The following is an 18,026-nucleotide window of genomic DNA, read 5'->3' on the forward strand; positions in this document are numbered from 1 at the left end:
GTTTGCGACAATGCTGCTCAAGGATGAAGTTGGAATGCTGCAACGCGTTCCCTTGTTCTCCGGCATTGAGCCGGCAAAGCTCAAGCTGCTCGCGTTCACATCCGATCGCGTGAATTACAGCGCCGGCCAGATTCTTTTCCGGCAGGGCGACGAGGCAGACGCTGCCTATGTCATCCTTTCAGGCAGGGCGGATATTCTGGTTGATTCCGACAGCGGGCCGATAAAGGTTGCCGAACTGCTGCCAAATTCGATCGTCGGCGAGATCGCCATATTGTGCAACAGCTCCCGCACTGCCACCGTCAGCGCGGCAAGTGATCTGGAGGCCTTGAGAATCCGCAAGGATCATTTCCTGAGGCTTATGAAGGAGTTCCCGGAAATGACCATCGAGATATTGCGGGTTCTTGCCGATCGGCTAAGCCATACGACCGCGGATCTGATCGACGCACGAAGCGCCTAGAGCTATGATGAGCGAAAGGTAGCATGGACGACGATTTTTTCCTGGTCAGATTTTGGGGCGTGCGCGGCAGCATTGCTGTATCCGGGCCAGAATTCGCTCGCTATGGAGGCAACACAATCTGCATTGAGATGCGATGCGGCAAGCATACGCTTCTGTTCGACGCAGGTTCTGGCCTGCGGCCTGCCGGTAGGGCGCTTCAGGCGTCGGATGTGACCGATTTCGACCTGCTTTTCACCCATTGCCATTACGATCACATCATCGGGCTGCCGGCTTTTGCGCCTATCTTCGACCCGAGCGTCAAGCTTACGCTTTGGTCCGGGCATCTTGCAGGACGCATGACGACCCGGCAGATTATCGATGAGTTCATACGGCCGCCGTGGTTTCCGGTGAAAATGAACGTCTGCAAGGCAAATCTCGACTGCCGCGATTTTGTATCCGGAGACGTGCTTCGGCCGCGCGAAGGGGTGGTGGTTCGGACCGGCAGTCTCACCCATCCGGGAGGCTGCATAGGCTACCGGATCGAATGGGGCGGCCGCGTCGTGGCGGTGATCACCGACACCGAGCACGAGCCGGACAAACTCGATCAGTCGGTGCTAGACCTGATCGAAGATGCCGACCTCGTCATTTACGATTGCACCTACACCGAGAAGGAAATGGAACGCCGCCGCGGTAACGGGCACTCGACATGGCAACAGGGCGTCAAGCTCTGTGAGGCTGCTGGTGCACGGGCGCTTGCGCTGTTTCACCACGATCCGACACGCACCGACGAGCAACTGGACGAGATGGAGAAGCTGGCCAAGGACAGGTTTGCCGGCGCTTTTGCCGCGCGGGATGGCCAGATGCTCAAATTCCCGGTCTCATCGCACAGAAAGCGCTGAGCTATTTTCCTTTACCCGCGCGGCGCCCGATCAATGTCCTGATCGGAAGCCATGCACAGGGTTCAGCCTGAACGGTGACTGTCAACAATCGTTCGAGGAAAAGCCAGGCCGATTCATCATGTACAAGATGGTGGGTGAGCAGGCCGATCGGCTCGCCGTCGGATGCATGCTGCAAGTGTGCGATGATAGCCTGGACCAATAGACCATGATCGAGGCAGCCGCGCGTGCCATGCCAATCCATGATGTCGACATTGCTGTTGATGACCGCCAATGAAGCCGGCTTCGGCGGCCCATAGACTGACAAGGCCGCAAAACCTATCGATCCAAGGTCGGATACCACGCCGGCGTCGATCCTGTTCCAGGGCGGCACCAGCATCGGAACGGCACGTGCGCCGTGCAGGCCGGTTACTCGCGACAGTCCGCGAGCCAGATCATCGAGCACCGCCTCGCGTGGCCGATGCGCGCCGAGTTCCTGCTTTTTCTGGTCCTCGGGCGCATGATTTCGGTGCGCCCAGCCATGGATCGCGACCGTGGCATGCGGGGCCTCGTCAAGCCGGGCGACAAGCTTCGCGTCGGTCAGGGCCGGAATGACGGCCAGAGTGACCGGAACCGCGAATTCACCGGTGAGGTCGAGCAGCCGATTAAGCGCAGGCGTCGGATCCACGGCGTCGTCGTCGCGCAGCCAGAACTCCGCCTTGCGGCCCGCCCGTTGCAGGCGCGCCAGCTCTTCCACCAAGGGCTGCCAGATCGGATCGGACGTCATGAAACCGGGACTTTCGCAATAAGTCCGGCCAGACGCGCAGCTGCGCCACCGAGGGAACGTTCTTCGAGAACGAAACGCCTGGCTTCCGCGGCCATGATGGTTCTTTCGTCGTCACGGGCCAGAAGCCTTTCAATGGCGGAAGCGAACGCCGCGACATCTCCCGGCGGGGTTAGAAACCCGGTCTGGCCATCCCGCACGACCTCCGGCACGCCGGCGATGTCCTGGGCCACCACCGGAAGGCCGGCGGCCTGTGCTTCAAGATAGGCAACGCCGTAGGCCTCGCCATAACCCGGCCAGACATAGATTCCCCCGGTGTAAAGGACATCTGGCACGGCGGCTGGCTCGATCGAGCCAATCCATTCGATGCGATCGGCGGGCAGGCCGGCGAATTGCGCTTCGACCTCGTCGCGGGCTGGGCCGTCTCCGACGACCGACATGGTCCAGGGCAGATGACCTATCAAGCCGAGCGCTTGCGCCAGCATGCGATAGCTGCCCAGTTTGTCGCCCGGGCGCATCATGGCGACGGCAATGAGGCGCGTCGGACAACCCCGTGCCGGGATTTCCCGGAATGCCGATGTGTCGATGAAGGGCGAAAGCATACCGAAAGCGGCCTTGGGAATAGCATCCGCCAGTCCCTGACGATCCCTTTGGGTGAAGCAGATGTTCATCGCCGCCTGTTCGATGGCTCGCGCCACCAATGCTTGGCTATCGGCCCACAAGCCGGCATCGCGTCGCCTGGAATAGGAGGCTTCCGCTGTCACATAGGGGACAGCAAAGGCCGACGCCAGCTCCGGCCCGATCAAGTCGGGCGCCTTGTAATAAGGATGGTAGGTGAACCAGAGATCGGGCTTGCCGTCACGATCCCAAAGCTTGGTCAGCCGCACGGCTTCCTCTGCGGCCTCGATCTTTAGTGCCTCGAAACTTTTCGACTCCGGCTGGCGTAGATAGAAGCGCAACTCAGATGCCAGTTCGACGCTATGCCCTCCGTACTCCAGCGCTTTGACAAGCATCCGTGCCATCTGGCGGTCGCCGGAAACAACGGGATGATTGGGTGACTTCAGCGGCGCGTAGAAGGCAATTCGCATCGCGCGACCCTATCACCGGAAAGCCTGCGCAAGTCAATTTCCAAGCGTAATCGACTTCACCTTCAAGCCGTGGAATATGCTATCTAATGGCCATGGAAACAGCTGTCGCGTCCGACCCGTTTGTCGCTTCTTTGCCGGTCTTCGCAAAGTTCGAAAGCGTTGCCGACATCGATAACTATCGGCCCCTCCCCGATGGCTGGGCGCTGGCCACTGCCGACATTGTCGGCTCGACCAAGGCGATCGAGGCGGGGCGCTATAAAACCGTCAATATGGCCGGCGCAAGCGTCATTTCGGCGCTGCTCAATGCGCTGGGTCGGCAAGACCTCCCCTTTGTCTTCGGCGGCGACGGCGCGCTCGTGGCGTTTCCCGGCTCGGCGCTGGAGATCGCCCGCAACGCACTGGCGGCCGTCCAAAGGTGGGTGGCGGACGAACTGGGCCTTACCTTGCGCGCCGCGATCGTGCCGATAGGGGACATAAGGGCGCATGGCCTCGACGTTCGCGTGGCGAGGTTCCGGGCTTCCGAAGCGGCCTTCTATGCCATGTTCGCCGGCGGTGGCGGCAGTTGGGCGGAAGCTGAGATGAAAGCGGGGCGCTACCGCATCGATCCTGCGCCGGCCGGCGCGCGGCCGGATCTGACCGGCCTCTCCTGCCGTTGGAACCCGATCGAGGCCCGGCATGGCGAAATCGTCTCGATCATAGCCACACCGGGGGCGTCGCGCGACTTGCGCGGGTTTCAGTTTCTGGCTTCCGACATCATCGCCCTCGCCGGCAGGCAAGAGCGCGATGGCCACCCGGTGCCGGTGGACGGCCCGGGCTACAGTCTGCTGCCCGCCGGCCTGGATGTCGAGGCGCGGGCGATGGCCCCGGCAGGATGGCGGTGGCGGTCGAAGCTGTGGATCGTGTTCCTGATGACGCTTACGGCTGCAACCGATCGATTTGGGTGGACGATTGGCCGTTTCGATCCGAAGGTCTACAAACGCGAGGTGGCCAGCAATTCGGATTTCCGAAAGTTCGACGACGGCTTGAAGATGACCATCGACGTTGACGCGGATGTGCTGCATCGGATCCAAGACCGGCTGAAGCAGGCGGAAGAAGCGGGCATCTGCAATTATGGCCTGCACCGCCAGAAGTCTGCCTTGATGACCTGCCTCGTCATCTCGCCGCTGCAGCGCGATCACGTTCACTTCATCGATGGCGCCGCCGGCGGCTACGCGATGGCTGCCGCAAGCCTGAAGGCGAAGGCGCAGGTCTGCTGACTGCTTGCGGAATTCGATTTCCCCAATATGCCCTCACTCATGGTTCTTGGCACCGGTGAGCCTCGCCATGGGAGCGGGTAACCTGTCCGAATTGACGGGGAAGCAGATTTTTTGGACGCCTCACGATATGACCGTCTTCTTAACCGGATTTCGAGGCGCGCCGCGCATGTCGGCGTGATCGGGCTGGCTATGTCGGGTTGCCGCTGTCGGTTGCGATCGCACGTGCCGGGTCCCCGGTTTTCCAGCTTCGACATCGAAACCCGGAAGGTCGAGACCCTGAACAACGGCCAATCCTACTTGAGGCAGTGACGAGGCCCGACGGTGTCTGAGACGGCGAATTCTTTGCCCGATGTCAGGATCGAGATTGCACTCCGCCGGAAGCCTCGCCACATAGGGTTCCAGGTGATAGATGCTGTTTTACGCCTGCTTCCTTCCTGCAAGGAGTTATTTAGGAAATTCTTCGCCGGCTTTCGTCGCCGAAGCCGGCTTCACTGACTTCGATTGTGTGGCGGATCAAAGGAGATGGCTCGTCTTCGACGGGTTTGAGATGGCATGAGCACAGCGCAAGCAGAAATTTCCACCATTCTCATGGATAAAGTTGCCGACTGGCTGAGCCAATCGGCGCTGGCGGGCAACGACCTGGAAACATTGGTAAAGGGCTTTTGTGAACGGCTGGCTGCTGCCGGCCTGCCGCTGAAGCGGGTGCATTTGAGCTTTTCGATGCTTCATCCGCTTTATGACGCGCTCGGCTTTACCTGGCTTCGCGGCCAGGGCCTGGAAGTGGAAGGCTTCCGCAGTGAGAACGGCGTTCATTCCGACAGATTCCTGACCAGCCCATACTACCATCTGCTCAGCAACAAGCTCGACCACCTGCGGCGCCGGCTCGACCCGTCGGTGCGGTCGGAGTTTCCTGTTTTCGATGACCTCGGGCGTATGGGCGTCACCGACTACATGGCTTTCGTGCATCCCTTCAACGGCGATACCAGTCAGGGCATGATGGGGTCTTGGTCGACCGACAGTGCTTCAGGCTTCAGCGACGGCATGATTTCGGCGCTATTGCGGATCCAGAACTATCTCGCTATCGCCACTAAGATGGCGGTGCTCACCAAGCTCGCCGACAACATGATGACCACCTATCTTGGCGGCGACGCCGGCAGGCGTGTGCTGGATGGCCAGATCAAGCGCGGCGAAGGTGACACAATCCGGGCCGCACTGGTCATGGGCGATATGCGCGGGTCGACAAGGCTTGCCGAAACCTCCGGTCGCGAAATCTACATCGATACGCTGAACCAGTTTTTCGATGCCATCGCTGCGCCTTTCAATCGCAAAGGCGGGCAGATCATGAGTTTTCTGGGTGATGGCTTCATCGCCGTCTACCCCTGCGAAAGGCATCGCTCGCAGTCCGAGATCGCCTGCCAGGCTGCTCTTGCGGCAGCGCACAAGGCCAGCGCGCGCATGATGGAGCTCAATCTGCGTAGAAAGGAGCAGGGATTGGGCGACATTAAGTTTGGTATCGGCCTGCATGTCGGCAATGTGATGTTCGGCAACGTCGGACTTACCGACCGGCTGACATTCTCTGTCTTCGGCTCGGCTGTAAACGAGGTCCAGCGTCTCCAGACCCTGACCAAGAAATATCCGCACAGCGTTCTCGCCAGCAAGGACTTCGCCAGCTATTGCGGCGACAACAGTTGGCTGACGCTCGGCACGGAGGAACTGGCGGGTAGCAAGCAGAAGCTGACGGTGCTTTCACCCGATTTGTCGGGTGCTCTCGCTCTCGATGAAGACGCTGCGCCGATTCACGACCGGATATCGGACGCCGAGCAGGTCATGCTGCTTCATCGCGATGCCGCGCGGTTGTCGGCAAGCGACCGAAGAAAGCTTCAGTAACCGACACGATCCGGTCCGAAAGCCTTGGTGTGCAGCCCGGTCGCCGGTTCCGTCGCGGAATTCGATTCGAATCCAAGTTGCTCTGGGCTGGCAATACGCTAGTCTCGTTTTTTGGGTCTGCCGCCCGGCAGACTGCCAGAGTGGGGCTGGTGTGAGGATGAATTCGGGCATTGATCTGCTGCGGATCGAGGATCTTGGCATCTCTTTTGCCATAATCGGGGGACCGTTGCATGCCGTCAGGCGCGCAAATCTCCGCGTCCTGCCCGGCAAGGTTACCGCGCTTGTGGGAGAGTCCGGTTCCGGAAAATCGGTTCTCAGCCAGGCAGTGATGGGCATTTTGCCGAATACGGCCCATGTTCGCGGCCGTATCCTGTTTTCCGATCCTGAAAAGCCCGGAACGACGCAGGATATCCTGCAGATGCAGCGTGACGGAACCGAAATCCGAGCGTTGAGAGGCAGCCGCATCGGCAAAATCTTTCAGGAGCCAATGACATCGCTGTCGCCGCTGCACACGATCGGCAACCAGGTCAGCGAATCCTTGCAGATTCATACGCCTATGGCTCGGGCGGAGCGCAAGGCGCGGACCGAGGAAATGCTCGGCCTTGTCGGCTTCCCCAATCCCAAACGCGCCTATGACATGTATCCCTTTGAACTTTCGGGAGGATTGCGGCAACGCGCCATGATCGCCATGGCGCTCATCTGCCGGCCTGCTTTGTTGATCGCCGACGAGCCGACGACGGCGTTGGACGTCACCATTCAGGCGCAAATCCTGCATTTGCTGCGCGGGCTTCAGACCAAGCTGAACATGGCGATGCTGCTGATCACGCACGACCTTGGCGTGGTCGCCAATGTCGCCGACGAGGTGGTGGTCATGTACCATGGCGAGATCATGGAAATGGGGCCTGTCGAGGCGATATTCCGCCGGCCGGGCCACCCTTACCTGAAGGGCCTGATGGCAGCCGTTCCGCATTTCGACCTGAAGCCTGGTGAAAGGCTAAAGGCGCTCCGCGAGGTGCCGGTGAATGTTGGGAACCTGCTCGGCAAGCAGACTGCGCCGGCATCGAAGGGGCCGGAGGACATTCTGCTTTCGGTGAGGGATCTGACAAAGACCTTCACCACCCGCAAGTCCGGATGGTTCAGCGGGGGTCATCAAACCTGTGTTCGCGCCGTGGACGGCGTGAGCTTCGACATCAGGCGGGGTGAGTGTCTGGGTCTGGTCGGCGAAAGCGGCTGTGGCAAAACAACCGTCAGCAAGATCCTCATGCGGGCCATCACCCCCAGCGGCGGCTCTGTGATCTTCAACGGCCGCGATGGACCGACCGACGTCCTGGGCGCAGAGGGAGATGCCCTGCGCATATTGCGCGCGAAAATCCAGATGGTCTTCCAGGACCCGGTTTCGTCGCTTTCACCTCGCATGACGGTGGAGAACATCTTGAGCGAGCCGCTGGAGATCCATCGACGTGGCAATGCGGCGTCCCGACTCGCCACGGTCAAGAGCCTGATGCAGGCAATCGGGCTCGATCCGCGCTTCATAAAGCGCTATCCGCACAGTTTCTCCGGCGGGCAACGTCAGCGCATCGGCATCGCGCGTGCGTTGGCGCTAGGGCCCGAACTCCTGATCTGCGACGAGCCGGTTTCGGCGCTCGATGTCTCTGTCCAGGCGCAGATCCTGAATCTTCTGAAGGACCTGCAAAAAGAACTGGGCCTGACCTACCTGTTCATATCCCACAATCTGGCGGTGGTGGACTACATGGCAGACCGCATCGCGGTGATGTGCGGCGGGCGTATCGTCGAGCTTGCGCCGCGCGAAATTCTGCTCAGGAAACCAATCCACCCCTACACGCGCTCCCTGGTCGCCGCGGTACCTTTCCCCGATCTCGACAGGCCGATGGATTTCAAGACGCTGAAGCTCAGCGGAGCTTCCGACACCAGCGCATGGGGACCGCAATTCCGCGACGAGGGCGACGAAGATAGGCTGTCACCACTCGATCTTGGCGGTGGCCACCTCGTGCTGGCGAGACATTCGGCCGATATCAGTGAGTTACGCCATTGATCAGCCGGCGCACCGTCCTTGGTCTCATGGCTTCGGCCTTTCTGCCAGGGACGTCGCGCGCCGGCGATCTGGAGCCGGAATTTCTTCGGCAACAACTGACGGTCAAGGCGCTGCCGGCACTCGCTGAGCGCCTGCCCAAGAGTCCGCGCGCGCTGAATCTCGCTGCAATGGGCCGGCTGCCCGGCCAGTATGGCGGCACGCTGCGGACAATCATCGGCAGCCAGAAAGATATCCGGATGATGACGATCTACGGGTATTCTCGCCTGGTCGGCTATGACGAAAAGCTCAACATGCAACCCGACATTCTCGAACGTTTCGACGTAGCGGATGATCGCGTCTTCACCTTCAAGATACGGGAAGGGCACAAATGGTCTGACGGCAGCCTGCTGACGACGGAGGATTTTCGCTATTGTTGGGAAGATGTCTGGCTGAACGACGAGCTTTCGCAAGGCGGGCTCGCCCCCGCCCTGCTGGCGGACGGCAAGCCGCCACGCTTCGAGATCGTCGATCCGTTGACGGTCCGCTACAGCTGGGATGCGCCCAATCCAGACTTCCTGCCCAAGCTCGCTGCCGCTTCGCCGCTATCGCTTGTCCTGCCGGCCGCCTATCTCAAGCAGTTCCACAAGAAATATCAGGATTCATTCCGGCTCGCCGGCCTGATGAAGGAGAACCGGACCCAGAAATGGACGCTCCTGCATATCCGCATGTCGCGGCAGTATCGCCCGGAGAACCCGGAACTGCCGACGCTCGACCCCTGGCAGAACCGGACCAAGCCGCCGGCCGAGCAATTCATCTTCGAGCGCAACCCGTTCTTTCATCGAATAGACGAGAACGGCCGGCAACTGCCCTATGTTGACCGGATCATCATGAATGTCAGCTCATCGGCGATCATCTCCGCCAAGACCGGTGCGGGCGAGAGCGACCTGCAATGCATGGGAATTGACTTCAGCGACTACTCCTTCCTGAAAGACGCGGAGAAGCGCTATCCGGTGAAGATGCACCTGTGGAAACGTACACAGGGTTCTCGGCTGGCGCTGCTGCCGAATCTGAATTGCGCCGACCAGGTGTGGCGTGGCCTTCTGCGTGACGTGCGCGTGCGCCGCGCACTTTCGCTCGCCGTGGACAGGCGCGAGATCAATATGGCCGTGTTCTACGGATTGGCGCAGGAAAGCGCCGATACCGTATTGTCCGAGAGCCCGCTCTACCGGCCGGAATTCGCTAAAGCTTGGGTTGCCCATGATCCCGAGCAGGCCAATGCACTGCTCGACGAGGTCGGGCTTCTGGCACGTGACGATGACGGCCTGCGGATACTTCCCGATGGACGCTCTGCCCAGATAATCGTGGAAACCGCCGGCGAAAGCACACTGGAAACCGACGCGCTCGAACTCATCACCGATCACTGGCGAAAGATCGGCATCGCCCTGTTCATCCGGACTTCGCAGCGCGACATCTTCCGCAGCCGCGCGCTTGGCGGCCAGATCATGATGTCGATGTGGTCGGGCATCGACAATGGCGTGCCGACCGCCGACATGAACCCGAGCCAGCTGGCCCCCACCATCGACGATCAACTGCAATGGCCGCTCTGGGGTGCTCACTACTTGTCTCACGGCAAGATGGGCGAGGCGCCCGATCTTCCTGAAGTGATCGAGTTGATGGCTTTGCTCAAGCGCTGGAACGCATCGACCGAAGCGACAGAGCGCGCCGAAATCTGGAATTCGATGCTGTCGATCTACACCGATCAGGTGTTTTCGATCGGGACCGTGAACGGAACGCATCAGCCGATTCTGGTGTCCTCACGACTGCGCAATCTGCCTGACAAGGCGCTCTTCGGCTACGATCCGACCGCCTATTTCGGTGTCTACATGCCGGATACATTCTGGCTTGGAGAGTCCTGAGCGTGCTTCGATATATTGTCTGGCGCATTACTGTGATGGTTCCAACGCTGCTGGTGATATCAGCGCTGGTGTTCACGATCATCGAACTTCCCCCCGGCGACTATTTCGACAGCTATGTCGCCGAGCTTCGGGCGCAGGGCGAAGGGGTGGATTCCGATCGCATCGAGATGATGCGGAAGGAATATGGTTTCGACAAGCCGCCGATCATTCGCTACTTCTACTGGGTCGGCGGGATGCTGCACGGCGATTTCGGCTATTCCTTCGAATATGAGCTGCCGGTTCGCGACGTCGTCGGGGACCGAATGTGGCTGACCGTGCTGGTTTCCTTCGTCACGATCATCTTCACCTGGCTCATCGCCTTTCCGATCGGCATGTACTCCGCGACGCATCAATACAGTTGGGGCGATTACGGCCTGACCTTTTTCGGCCTCCTGGGCCTTGCCATTCCGAACTTCATGCTGGCGCTGATCCTGATGTATTTCGCCAACATCTGGTTCGGCACGTCCCTCGGCCATCTCATGGACCCGCAATATCTCAGCGAGCCGATGAGCTGGGCCAAGGCGAAGTCGATACTCGCCCATCTCTGGATCCCGGTCTTGATCATCGGCACCGGGGGCACGGCAAGCATGATCCGGCGGCTGCGCGCCAATCTGCTCGATGAGCTACACAAGCAATATGTGGTGACCGCGCGCGCCAAAGGCCTTCATCCGTTCAAGGCGCTGGTCAAATATCCGCTGCGCATGGCGCTCAATTTCTTCATTTCCGACATCGGCTCTATCCTGCCGGCCATCATCTCCGGCGCCGAAATCACGGCGATCGTGCTGTCTTTGGAAACGACCGGGCCGATGCTGATCAAGGCCTTGCAAAGCCAGGACATGTATCTGGCGGGGTCGTTCCTGATGTTCCTAGCCTTCCTGACAGTCATCGGTGTCCTGATTTCCGACCTGGCGCTGGCGGTGCTTGATCCACGAATTCGTTTGCAGGGCGGCAGCACCAAATGAAGACGGATTCGCCGCTCCCCGCTCCGGGTGCTCCACTAGAACACTACGTTTCCAGCGCGCCCTTTGACCTGCAGTCGGTCGAGGCGATGACGGCGGAGCAGTCGAAGGTCTTTCAGGCGTCGCAGTTGCGGTTGATGTGGTGGAAATTCCGCATGCACCGGCTTGCCCTTGTATCCGGCATATTCCTGATAGTGCTTTATTTCGGGATATTGATCTGCGAGTTTCTGGCGCCGTACAATCTGCACACGCGCAACATGGACTATATCTATTCGCCGCCGCAGCAGGTGCACCTGTTCCACAACGGCGAGTTCGTCGGGCCGTTCGTCTATGGCCGCCAGATGACGCTGGACATGGACACGCTCAAGCGGAACTACATCGACGACCAGGGGGGCGATGTTCAGCGGCTCCGTTTCTTCTGCAAGGGCGACAGTTACCGGTTCTGGGGCCTGATCGAAGGTGACAGGCATTTTGTCTGCGCTGCCGAAAACGGCCAGCTCTTTCTGGCCGGCACCGACAGGCTGGGGCGCGACGTGCTCTCGCGCATGATCTATGGCGCACGCATTTCACTGACAATCGGCCTCGTCGGCATCAGTTTCAGCTTCCTGCTCGGCATCGTCATCGGCGGACTGGCCGGTTATCACGGCGGTATCTTCGACCTGATCGTTCAACGGATAATCGAAGTTCTGCAATCGATTCCCAGCATTCCGCTATGGCTGGCCCTCGCGGCGATCATGCCGATAACCTGGAGTCCGATCCTGATCTATTTCGGCATTACCGTGATCCTCGGAGTGCTCGACTGGACCGGACTGGCGCGGGCCGTGCGTTCAAAGCTTCTGGCCTTGCGCGAGGAGGATTACGTTCTGGCCGCGCAGTTGATGGGCGCCGGGAGCAGCCGCATCATCGGCCGGCATCTCATTCCCGGCTTCATGTCGCATCTGATCGCCACGGCGACGCTCTCCATTCCCGGCATGATCCTGGGCGAGACGGCGCTGAGCTTCCTCGGGCTCGGCCTGAGAGCGCCGATAACCAGCTGGGGCATCCTGCTCACCGAGGCGCGCAGCGTCAGCGTGATCGCATTCTATCCATGGCTGCTTTTGCCGATGCTTCCCGTCATTCTCGTCATCATGGCGTTTAACTTCCTCGGTGACGGCTTGCGGGACGCCGCAGATCCCTACAAATGAGTTGTTATTTTGCCGCGCCGTGCCGCCTATTCCACCCGGTATGATCCTGCCGGCTGCCTGTACGGTTGTTGCAGTGTTCATGGTCCGCCTCTATATGTGCCGACACGTGATCGAGTTTCGCACTACGCCTTCGGGATTCACCCGTGAACAGTTCTTGTCGGCGGCATTGACGATCTCTTGCTGGTTCAGGACACACAAAAGCATATGAGTCGCCTCGAGAATTTCATCAGCAGGATGACCGCACAGCGCGACATTCTCGACCAAGTCTGCGTCGAGGTGGCGAAGATGGAGGGGCTTGTACTCGAGCTCGGCCTCGGCAACGGTCGGACGTTCCACCATCTGCGCGAGCGCCTGCCCGGGCGCCGGATCGTGGTGTTCGACCGCGAAGTCGGCGCACATGCCAGCTCAATTCCCGAAGCCGAAAACCTCGTGCTCGGCGAAATACGCGAGACGGCCCGCAAGTTCATTGGCATCGAAGCCGCCCTTGTTCATGCTGACATCGGCACCGGCTATGACGATCGGGATGCAGTGACTGCTACCTGGCTTCCCGATCTGATTGCGAGCCTGCTTCGGGTCGGCGGCTTCGCGGTCAGTGGCACGCCGCTCGATCACCCGCTGCTGCAACGCCTCCCGGCGCCGACTTCAGAGCCCGCCGATCGTTATTTCCTCTGCAAGCGCGTGTGAGCGGCCGAGAGCGCTTCATCTTTTCACGCAAACGCTGCTCTACTGCAATTCCAAGGGAAAGTGCTACGCGTTTTTCCCGAAAAACCGTTTACACTTTCCCTGGGATTGCTCTGGACGGCCCAATTGCTCAGGGGATTGTATACACCGCGATCTCCCGCTCGATGCCGCGCAGCGAGACTTCGTGAGGCACGGGCGTCAGAGCGTTCCTACGCAACAGATCGGCGGTGAGATTGTCGTCGACCACCGCGCGGGTTGCGAAGATAGCCTGTGCGTTGGCCAGGTTCTGGACCCGTGAAGCAATGTTGACCGTCTGGCCGAAATAGTCCTGTCGCTCGTTCATGGACACGGCGATGCAGGGGCCGGCATGGACACCGATCTTGAGCAGCAGATCCTCGCGCCCGCTTCTCTCATTGAGCGCACGCATGGCATCACGCATCCTGAGGGCCGCAGCCATCGCGCGATCAGGCGTCGCGAATGTCGCCATCACCGCATCACCGATGGTCTTCACCACCGCGCCTGCCTCCGCCGCGACGATCTCGTGCAGAACCTGGAAATGCACGCGCACGAGATCGAAGGCTGAAAGGTCGCCCACCCGCTCGTAAAGCGCGGTCGATCCGCGCAGGTCGGTGAACAGGAAGGTGAGGCTGGTGATCTTCAGGCGCTGGTTGATGTCGAGCGTATCCGTACGATAGAGGTCGCGGAACGTCTGGTTGGTGAGCAGGCGCTTGGCGGTCAGAAAAGGCCGGCGTTTGCCCAGGAGATTATGCAATGCCTCGCCGGCGATGAAGACTGCCGGCAGCACGCGGGTGTCGGTCCTGTTTTCCAGCGAAATACGCAGCGGACCAGGTTGCATTTCCAGTGTCTGGTTCTGGACATGGTCGCGGTCGAAAGCCAACGACAGGCTTCGCCGCTCTTTTGTTGGTTCGCCCTTCGCGTCGATGAACTGCGCTGAATGGGTGACCGGCTCGAAGACGATGATGAATTCGGACGGAAGCTGTATGGGCAGAACGGCCTTTTCACCCGGCGCCAATTCGATATCCTCCAGCGAGAACGCTTCTATGTTTTTCGCCAAACCCTCTTCCGGCAGATCGACGCCGGATCCCCAGTAAATCTGGCGAAAATATTCCACCAACGGCAGTTCGTGTGGATTGTGGGCGGCAATCCTGCGCACGCGAGGGCTGACGGTGAATGTCACCTCAACCATCTCATCGAGGGTCGGCGAATAGCCTTCGGAGCATAGCGCGCAGGTGTATTCGTCCTTCTGCAGGGTTTTCAGCGTAGCGTTGGTGTCGAGCACGCCGCCACAGCCGGGGCACAGAACATTCCATGAAATGTCGAAGATGCCCACCCGCGCCGCATGGAGGAAGGCGCTTATGGCGCGTTCCTCGTCGAGGCCATGCTTGCTGGCGAAAGCCGGCACATTGATGCGGCAAAGTTCATAATCCTTGCCTTCCGCGATGGTCCGCCGGATCGCGTCGATTGCCTGGGGATCGACATCGGTCGATTGCCGCAAAAGCGAGAACAGATCCTGAATTTCGGTCATCGTGCAGGCTCCGGAAAATGCACCCCCGAGGTGGTTGACCGGAACCGGTCTTCGTTCCGAGCGCTCCATCTTACTTCGAAACGGATCGTACGGCCATTCGAATGGAGAAGCCCGCCGACGTGTCAATTCCGTCGGGATTTTCACCGATCGCAAGCGGTACTATGGTGGGTCCATGGGGTATTCATCTTTGGGACTTTCTCCCGCGCCGACACCCGACAACCCGCCATTTCCCGCGGCCTTGCGGCTTTTCTCGGCGGGGGTCATCATCGTCCTGATCGTCGGCGCCGGCCTTTTTTTCGCGCCTGCGCTGGTCAAGCCGCGCTGGCCTTGGGCCGTCACGCCGTTCAACGCCCGCTTCCTCGGCGGCTTCTACACCGCCGAAATGGCCGTGATGGCGGCGCTGCTGGTCTGGAATCGCTGGTCGCCAGGCAGGCTAGTGCTTGTCATGGCCTTCATCTTCACCGTCATCGTTTCGGCGGCTTCGTTCATCAATCTCGGCTATTTCAACTTCGAGCGGAAAGCGCCCTGGCTCTGGTTCTTGGTCTATCTTGCTTCGGTCGCGGTATCCGGGCTGTTCCTGTGGCGGGCCGGGGGCCGTCCTTCCGCAAAGGGCGTGACCTTAAACTCTGCATGGCGCGGCTACATGTCGATGGAAATGGCGATCCTTGGGCTTTATGGCGTCGGTCTGTTGCTGTTTCCCCTGACATTCGGCGGCTTTTGGCCGTGGCCGATCGACGCCTTCCACGCTCAGGTTTACAGCGCCATCTTCCTCGCCGGAGCGGGCGGCACATATCTCGTCTGGAAAAGCGCGCCGCGCGAAGAGCTGCTGGTGCTCGGTCTGGCGCAGTTTCTGGTCGGCTTGTTTGCCATCCTTGGCCTTGTCATCACCGAGGCCGTAATGCACCGGATCGACTGGACGGCGACGGGAACATTGTGCTGGCTCGCCCTTTTCGGCTGGATCGGAATCAGCGGCATCTTCAAACTCTACGCCGTCTCCCGGTACTTCAGCGCGCAATCGGCATCATAGGATGATGAGATGGCTGGATTTTCAGATGATGTCCGGTGCATCGTGCCGGGCCTATTGCCTTTGCCGGGAAAGCCATGACCAGCACGACCTCGCCATTCCCAAAGAAAATCCAGCCGCAACTCCGGGCCATTCGGCCAAGCGATGCGGAGGCGCTTTGCGCCATCTTCAACATGCCGGGCTTCCGCTGGGGCACGCTCAGGATGCCATTCGAGATGGTGGAGCAGGTAGAACGGCGTATCACCAAGTCCGGCCAGGAAACCACCTGGATCGTTGCCGAGCTGGACGGCAAGGTCGTCGGCCATGGCAGCCTTGTCGTGCAGGGTTCGCCGCGCCGTTCGCACATCGGCGAGATCAATATCGGCCTTGACGATGGCTTTGTCGGCAAGGGTATCGGCTCTGCCATACTTGGCGCGCTGCTTGACGTGGCCGACAACTGGCGCGCCCTGAAGCGAGTCGAATTGACCGTCTATGCCGACAATGGACCGGCCATCCGCCTCTACACAAGCCACGGCTTCGAGGTCGAAGGCCGGCATGTGAAGGCCGGCTTTACCGAAGGACGGTATCACGACCTTCTGAGCATGGCCCGGCTGCGGTTCTGATGACCAGGGACTTTGATCCGACCCTTAAGGCTCCGGTGGATGTTCTGGCAGTGCTGTCACTGCTCTGCCCGGAAGTCGTGCGTGACATCGAGCAGAACTGGAATGCACCGGTTTCCGAATATGCCCGCCATCTGTGGCGGCCGGTGGCAAGGCCTGCTTCGGGTCCGGCGATCGCTGCCCGTTCGATCCTGCTTGATGTACTGCATCAGCGCCTTGATTTGATCATGCAGCCTGAAGAGGTCGGCAAGGCCCTTGAAGAATTCGACCACAGACCGGTGATTCAGTCCGGCCTCCACTGCCTGCTGCTGATGGACAGGATCACCTTCGATGCCCTCCTGTTTGCCTGGCTCGGCGCGGTCGAAAACGGGCTGTCGGCGTTCGTCGGCTTCATGGGAACGACGATGACCATGGAGACAATTGGCCGGGAGGGGCCGGGATGGCTCGATGTCGGCGACGACAAGGTCAACTTGTTTGGCATGGGGCGCCACAAACTATGCCGCAAAAGCGCCTGCGCGGCCGGCCCGGTCACCCTCAACAAGCGGGCGCTCGAAGCGGTGGGCGACGAAACGGATGCCAGCCGCTGGCTGGGCACACTGCTCGCCAGCCAGGACAAGGTGTTTGGAACCGCCGCCGATGCACTGACAGACCTCAACGAGGATCTGGTCGCCGATTGGGATCGTTCTGGCATGGCTCGGCCGGTGTTCATCGATGACCGGCTCGCGGCTTCCGTCGTGGCGCGGCATCTGGACCATGACGGCAGCCTTCTTTCCAAGCTGCTCCTTGAGCCCGCAAGGCGTCAGCGTCTCGAACGTACCCTGCAAGAGACCGAATCGGGCCCATTTGGCAGATTCCTGCCCAATGCCACGGCCTATTTCTGGGGCATTCGCGAGGAGCGCGTGCGCAAGCTTGTTTTCGAGAACGGGCACCTGATCGAGCCTGAAAGGCCGAATGGTCTTTCCATCCCGTTCGAGCGGGCGCATCTCAAGCAGGCGCTGCTGGACGGCGTGCTGCTGCCGAACTTGTTCTTGACGTTCCTCGTTCTTGCCATATTGCCTCGCGTGCGGGTGGTGGGCGGGCTGAGGCAGATCGGTTATGTAGCGCTTTTCCACACGATCCTGCTGGCTGCGCTGGATGAAACCGCGCCGGAAGAGCGCGGTCTGGCTGCCGAGTTGCAGGTTCGGGAAAATGCCTGGGGCACCCGGGTCATCGATGAAAAAATGTCGGTCCGCGAACAGGTTGCCGGCCTGCCGGCAGGGAGGCTGTTTCCTGACCTGCTCGGGCACTACCGTTCGCACACCTTTGCCGAGACGACCGACGACCTGAAACTGGTTCGTGAAAACGCCCGATGGCGCAAGATCGGCCGAGCCTTTGGCGTCTGATCCGACCGCATGCCCTCATTTGTCATTGCACTATTCCGGCCTTGCGGAGCCCGTCGATCATGAGTTCGAAATCGGCATGGTTCTTGTAAGGCAAGACTTTGCGACGGTATTCCAGCGAATAGTCAGGATTGACGCGAGCAGTTCCTGCCATGCCGCCCACGCGTGCCGAGATCGCTGACCGAGAGGTCGAGCCTCGCCTTGACCTGGCGATAGGCGTCCTCGGACAGGCAGATGGCGCCGGGCGCCGCGACGCCCTCCAGACGTGAGGCGAATCTTCGTCCGCGCTGTCGACCGGCTGTATCCAACCACATCTGCAGCCAGAATTGCGACTAGTCTGC

Annotated in this window: 16 protein-coding genes; 12 read left to right on the forward strand and 4 right to left on the reverse strand. The window is 60.3% G+C overall.

Annotated features, from left to right (window positions below; genetic code table 11):
• Window positions 1-10 precede the first annotated feature (10 nt).
• Window positions 11-457, forward strand: coding sequence for a cyclic nucleotide-binding domain-containing protein (locus NKJ67_RS11700; protein WP_127292062.1), 447 nt, complete (start codon window positions 11-13; stop codon window positions 455-457).
• A gap of 23 nt (window positions 458-480) precedes the next feature.
• The gene (locus NKJ67_RS11705; protein WP_127320283.1) at window positions 481-1,335 is read left to right on the forward strand and encodes an MBL fold metallo-hydrolase; all 855 of its coding nucleotides are present in this window, start codon (window positions 481-483) and stop codon (window positions 1,333-1,335) included.
• Window position 1,336: 1 nt separating this feature from the next.
• Here NKJ67_RS11705 and NKJ67_RS11710 read toward each other — a convergent pair whose 3' ends face one another.
• Together NKJ67_RS11710 and NKJ67_RS11715 are read right to left on the reverse strand one after the other, a co-directional pair.
• Complete coding sequence (locus NKJ67_RS11710; RefSeq protein WP_352581401.1) at window positions 1,337-2,098, reverse strand: polysaccharide deacetylase family protein; 762 nt, start codon at window positions 2,096-2,098, stop codon at window positions 1,337-1,339.
• Window positions 2,095-3,183, reverse strand: coding sequence for a glycosyltransferase family 4 protein (locus NKJ67_RS11715; RefSeq protein WP_256747133.1), 1,089 nt, complete (start codon window positions 3,181-3,183; stop codon window positions 2,095-2,097). Before NKJ67_RS11715 ends, NKJ67_RS11710 begins: the two co-directional genes overlap by 4 nt.
• A 92-nt stretch (window positions 3,184-3,275) precedes the next feature.
• Between NKJ67_RS11715 and NKJ67_RS11720 the strand changes: the two genes are divergently transcribed.
• From NKJ67_RS11720 to NKJ67_RS11750, 7 genes are all read left to right on the forward strand, one after another.
• Window positions 3,276-4,439 carry a DUF3095 domain-containing protein gene (locus NKJ67_RS11720; RefSeq protein ID WP_245463554.1) on the forward strand — a complete coding sequence of 388 codons (1,164 nt, stop codon included), beginning with the start codon at window positions 3,276-3,278 and terminating at the stop codon, window positions 4,437-4,439.
• 552 nt (window positions 4,440-4,991) lie between these two features.
• Window positions 4,992-6,326 carry an adenylate/guanylate cyclase domain-containing protein gene (locus NKJ67_RS11725; protein WP_127320275.1) on the forward strand — a complete coding sequence of 445 codons (1,335 nt, stop codon included), beginning with the start codon at window positions 4,992-4,994 and terminating at the stop codon, window positions 6,324-6,326.
• Window positions 6,327-6,483: 157 nt separating this feature from the next.
• A complete protein-coding gene (locus NKJ67_RS11730; RefSeq protein WP_352581489.1) occupies window positions 6,484-8,379 on the forward strand; it encodes an ABC transporter ATP-binding protein in 1,896 nt (631 codons plus the stop codon).
• Window positions 8,376-10,274: an ABC transporter substrate-binding protein gene (locus NKJ67_RS11735; protein WP_352581402.1), complete on the forward strand. Its 1,899-nt coding sequence runs from the start codon at window positions 8,376-8,378 to the stop codon at window positions 10,272-10,274. The genes NKJ67_RS11730 and NKJ67_RS11735 overlap by 4 nt, the downstream gene beginning before the upstream one ends.
• Window positions 10,275-10,276: 2 nt before the next feature.
• Complete coding sequence (locus NKJ67_RS11740; protein WP_127326880.1) at window positions 10,277-11,275, forward strand: ABC transporter permease; 999 nt, start codon at window positions 10,277-10,279, stop codon at window positions 11,273-11,275.
• Window positions 11,272-12,456 (forward strand): ABC transporter permease, encoded by a 1,185-nt coding sequence (locus tag NKJ67_RS11745; protein ID WP_352581403.1) that lies wholly within the window; start codon window positions 11,272-11,274, stop codon window positions 12,454-12,456. The genes NKJ67_RS11740 and NKJ67_RS11745 overlap by 4 nt, the downstream gene beginning before the upstream one ends.
• A 204-nt stretch (window positions 12,457-12,660) precedes the next feature.
• Window positions 12,661-13,140, forward strand: a complete 480-nt coding sequence (locus NKJ67_RS11750) for a class I SAM-dependent methyltransferase (RefSeq protein WP_023809557.1) — start codon at window positions 12,661-12,663, stop codon at window positions 13,138-13,140.
• 127 nt (window positions 13,141-13,267) lie between these two features.
• Here NKJ67_RS11750 and NKJ67_RS11755 read toward each other — a convergent pair whose 3' ends face one another.
• Window positions 13,268-14,683, reverse strand: a complete 1,416-nt coding sequence (locus NKJ67_RS11755; RefSeq protein WP_352581404.1) for an adenylate/guanylate cyclase domain-containing protein — start codon at window positions 14,681-14,683, stop codon at window positions 13,268-13,270.
• Between the two features lie 187 nt (window positions 14,684-14,870).
• Here NKJ67_RS11755 and NKJ67_RS11760 point away from each other — a divergent pair, with 187 nt between their 5' ends.
• The 3 genes from NKJ67_RS11760 to NKJ67_RS11770 all read left to right on the forward strand — a co-directional run bounded on the left by NKJ67_RS11760 (window position 14,871) and on the right by NKJ67_RS11770 (window position 17,688).
• Window positions 14,871-15,710 (forward strand): hypothetical protein, encoded by an 840-nt coding sequence (locus tag NKJ67_RS11760; protein ID WP_352581405.1) that lies wholly within the window; start codon window positions 14,871-14,873, stop codon window positions 15,708-15,710.
• Window positions 15,711-15,784: 74 nt separating this feature from the next.
• On the forward strand, window positions 15,785-16,309 hold the full coding sequence (locus tag NKJ67_RS11765; RefSeq protein ID WP_352581406.1) for a GNAT family N-acetyltransferase: 525 nt from the start codon (window positions 15,785-15,787) through the stop codon (window positions 16,307-16,309).
• Window positions 16,309-17,688 (forward strand): hypothetical protein, encoded by a 1,380-nt coding sequence (locus tag NKJ67_RS11770; RefSeq protein WP_352581407.1) that lies wholly within the window; start codon window positions 16,309-16,311, stop codon window positions 17,686-17,688. The genes NKJ67_RS11765 and NKJ67_RS11770 overlap by 1 nt, the downstream gene beginning before the upstream one ends.
• A gap of 122 nt (window positions 17,689-17,810) precedes the next feature.
• On the opposite strand, the gene NKJ67_RS11775 is transcribed toward NKJ67_RS11770, so the two are convergent.
• Entirely contained in the window at window positions 17,811-17,993 is a 183-nt protein-coding gene (locus NKJ67_RS11775) for a hypothetical protein (protein WP_164895538.1), read from the reverse strand.
• Between the last annotated feature and the right edge of the window lie 33 nt (window positions 17,994-18,026).

Origin of the sequence: Mesorhizobium sp. M0088 (assembly GCF_040322895.1) — a bacterium.
In the GTDB taxonomy this organism is placed as follows: domain Bacteria; phylum Pseudomonadota; class Alphaproteobacteria; order Rhizobiales; family Rhizobiaceae; genus Mesorhizobium.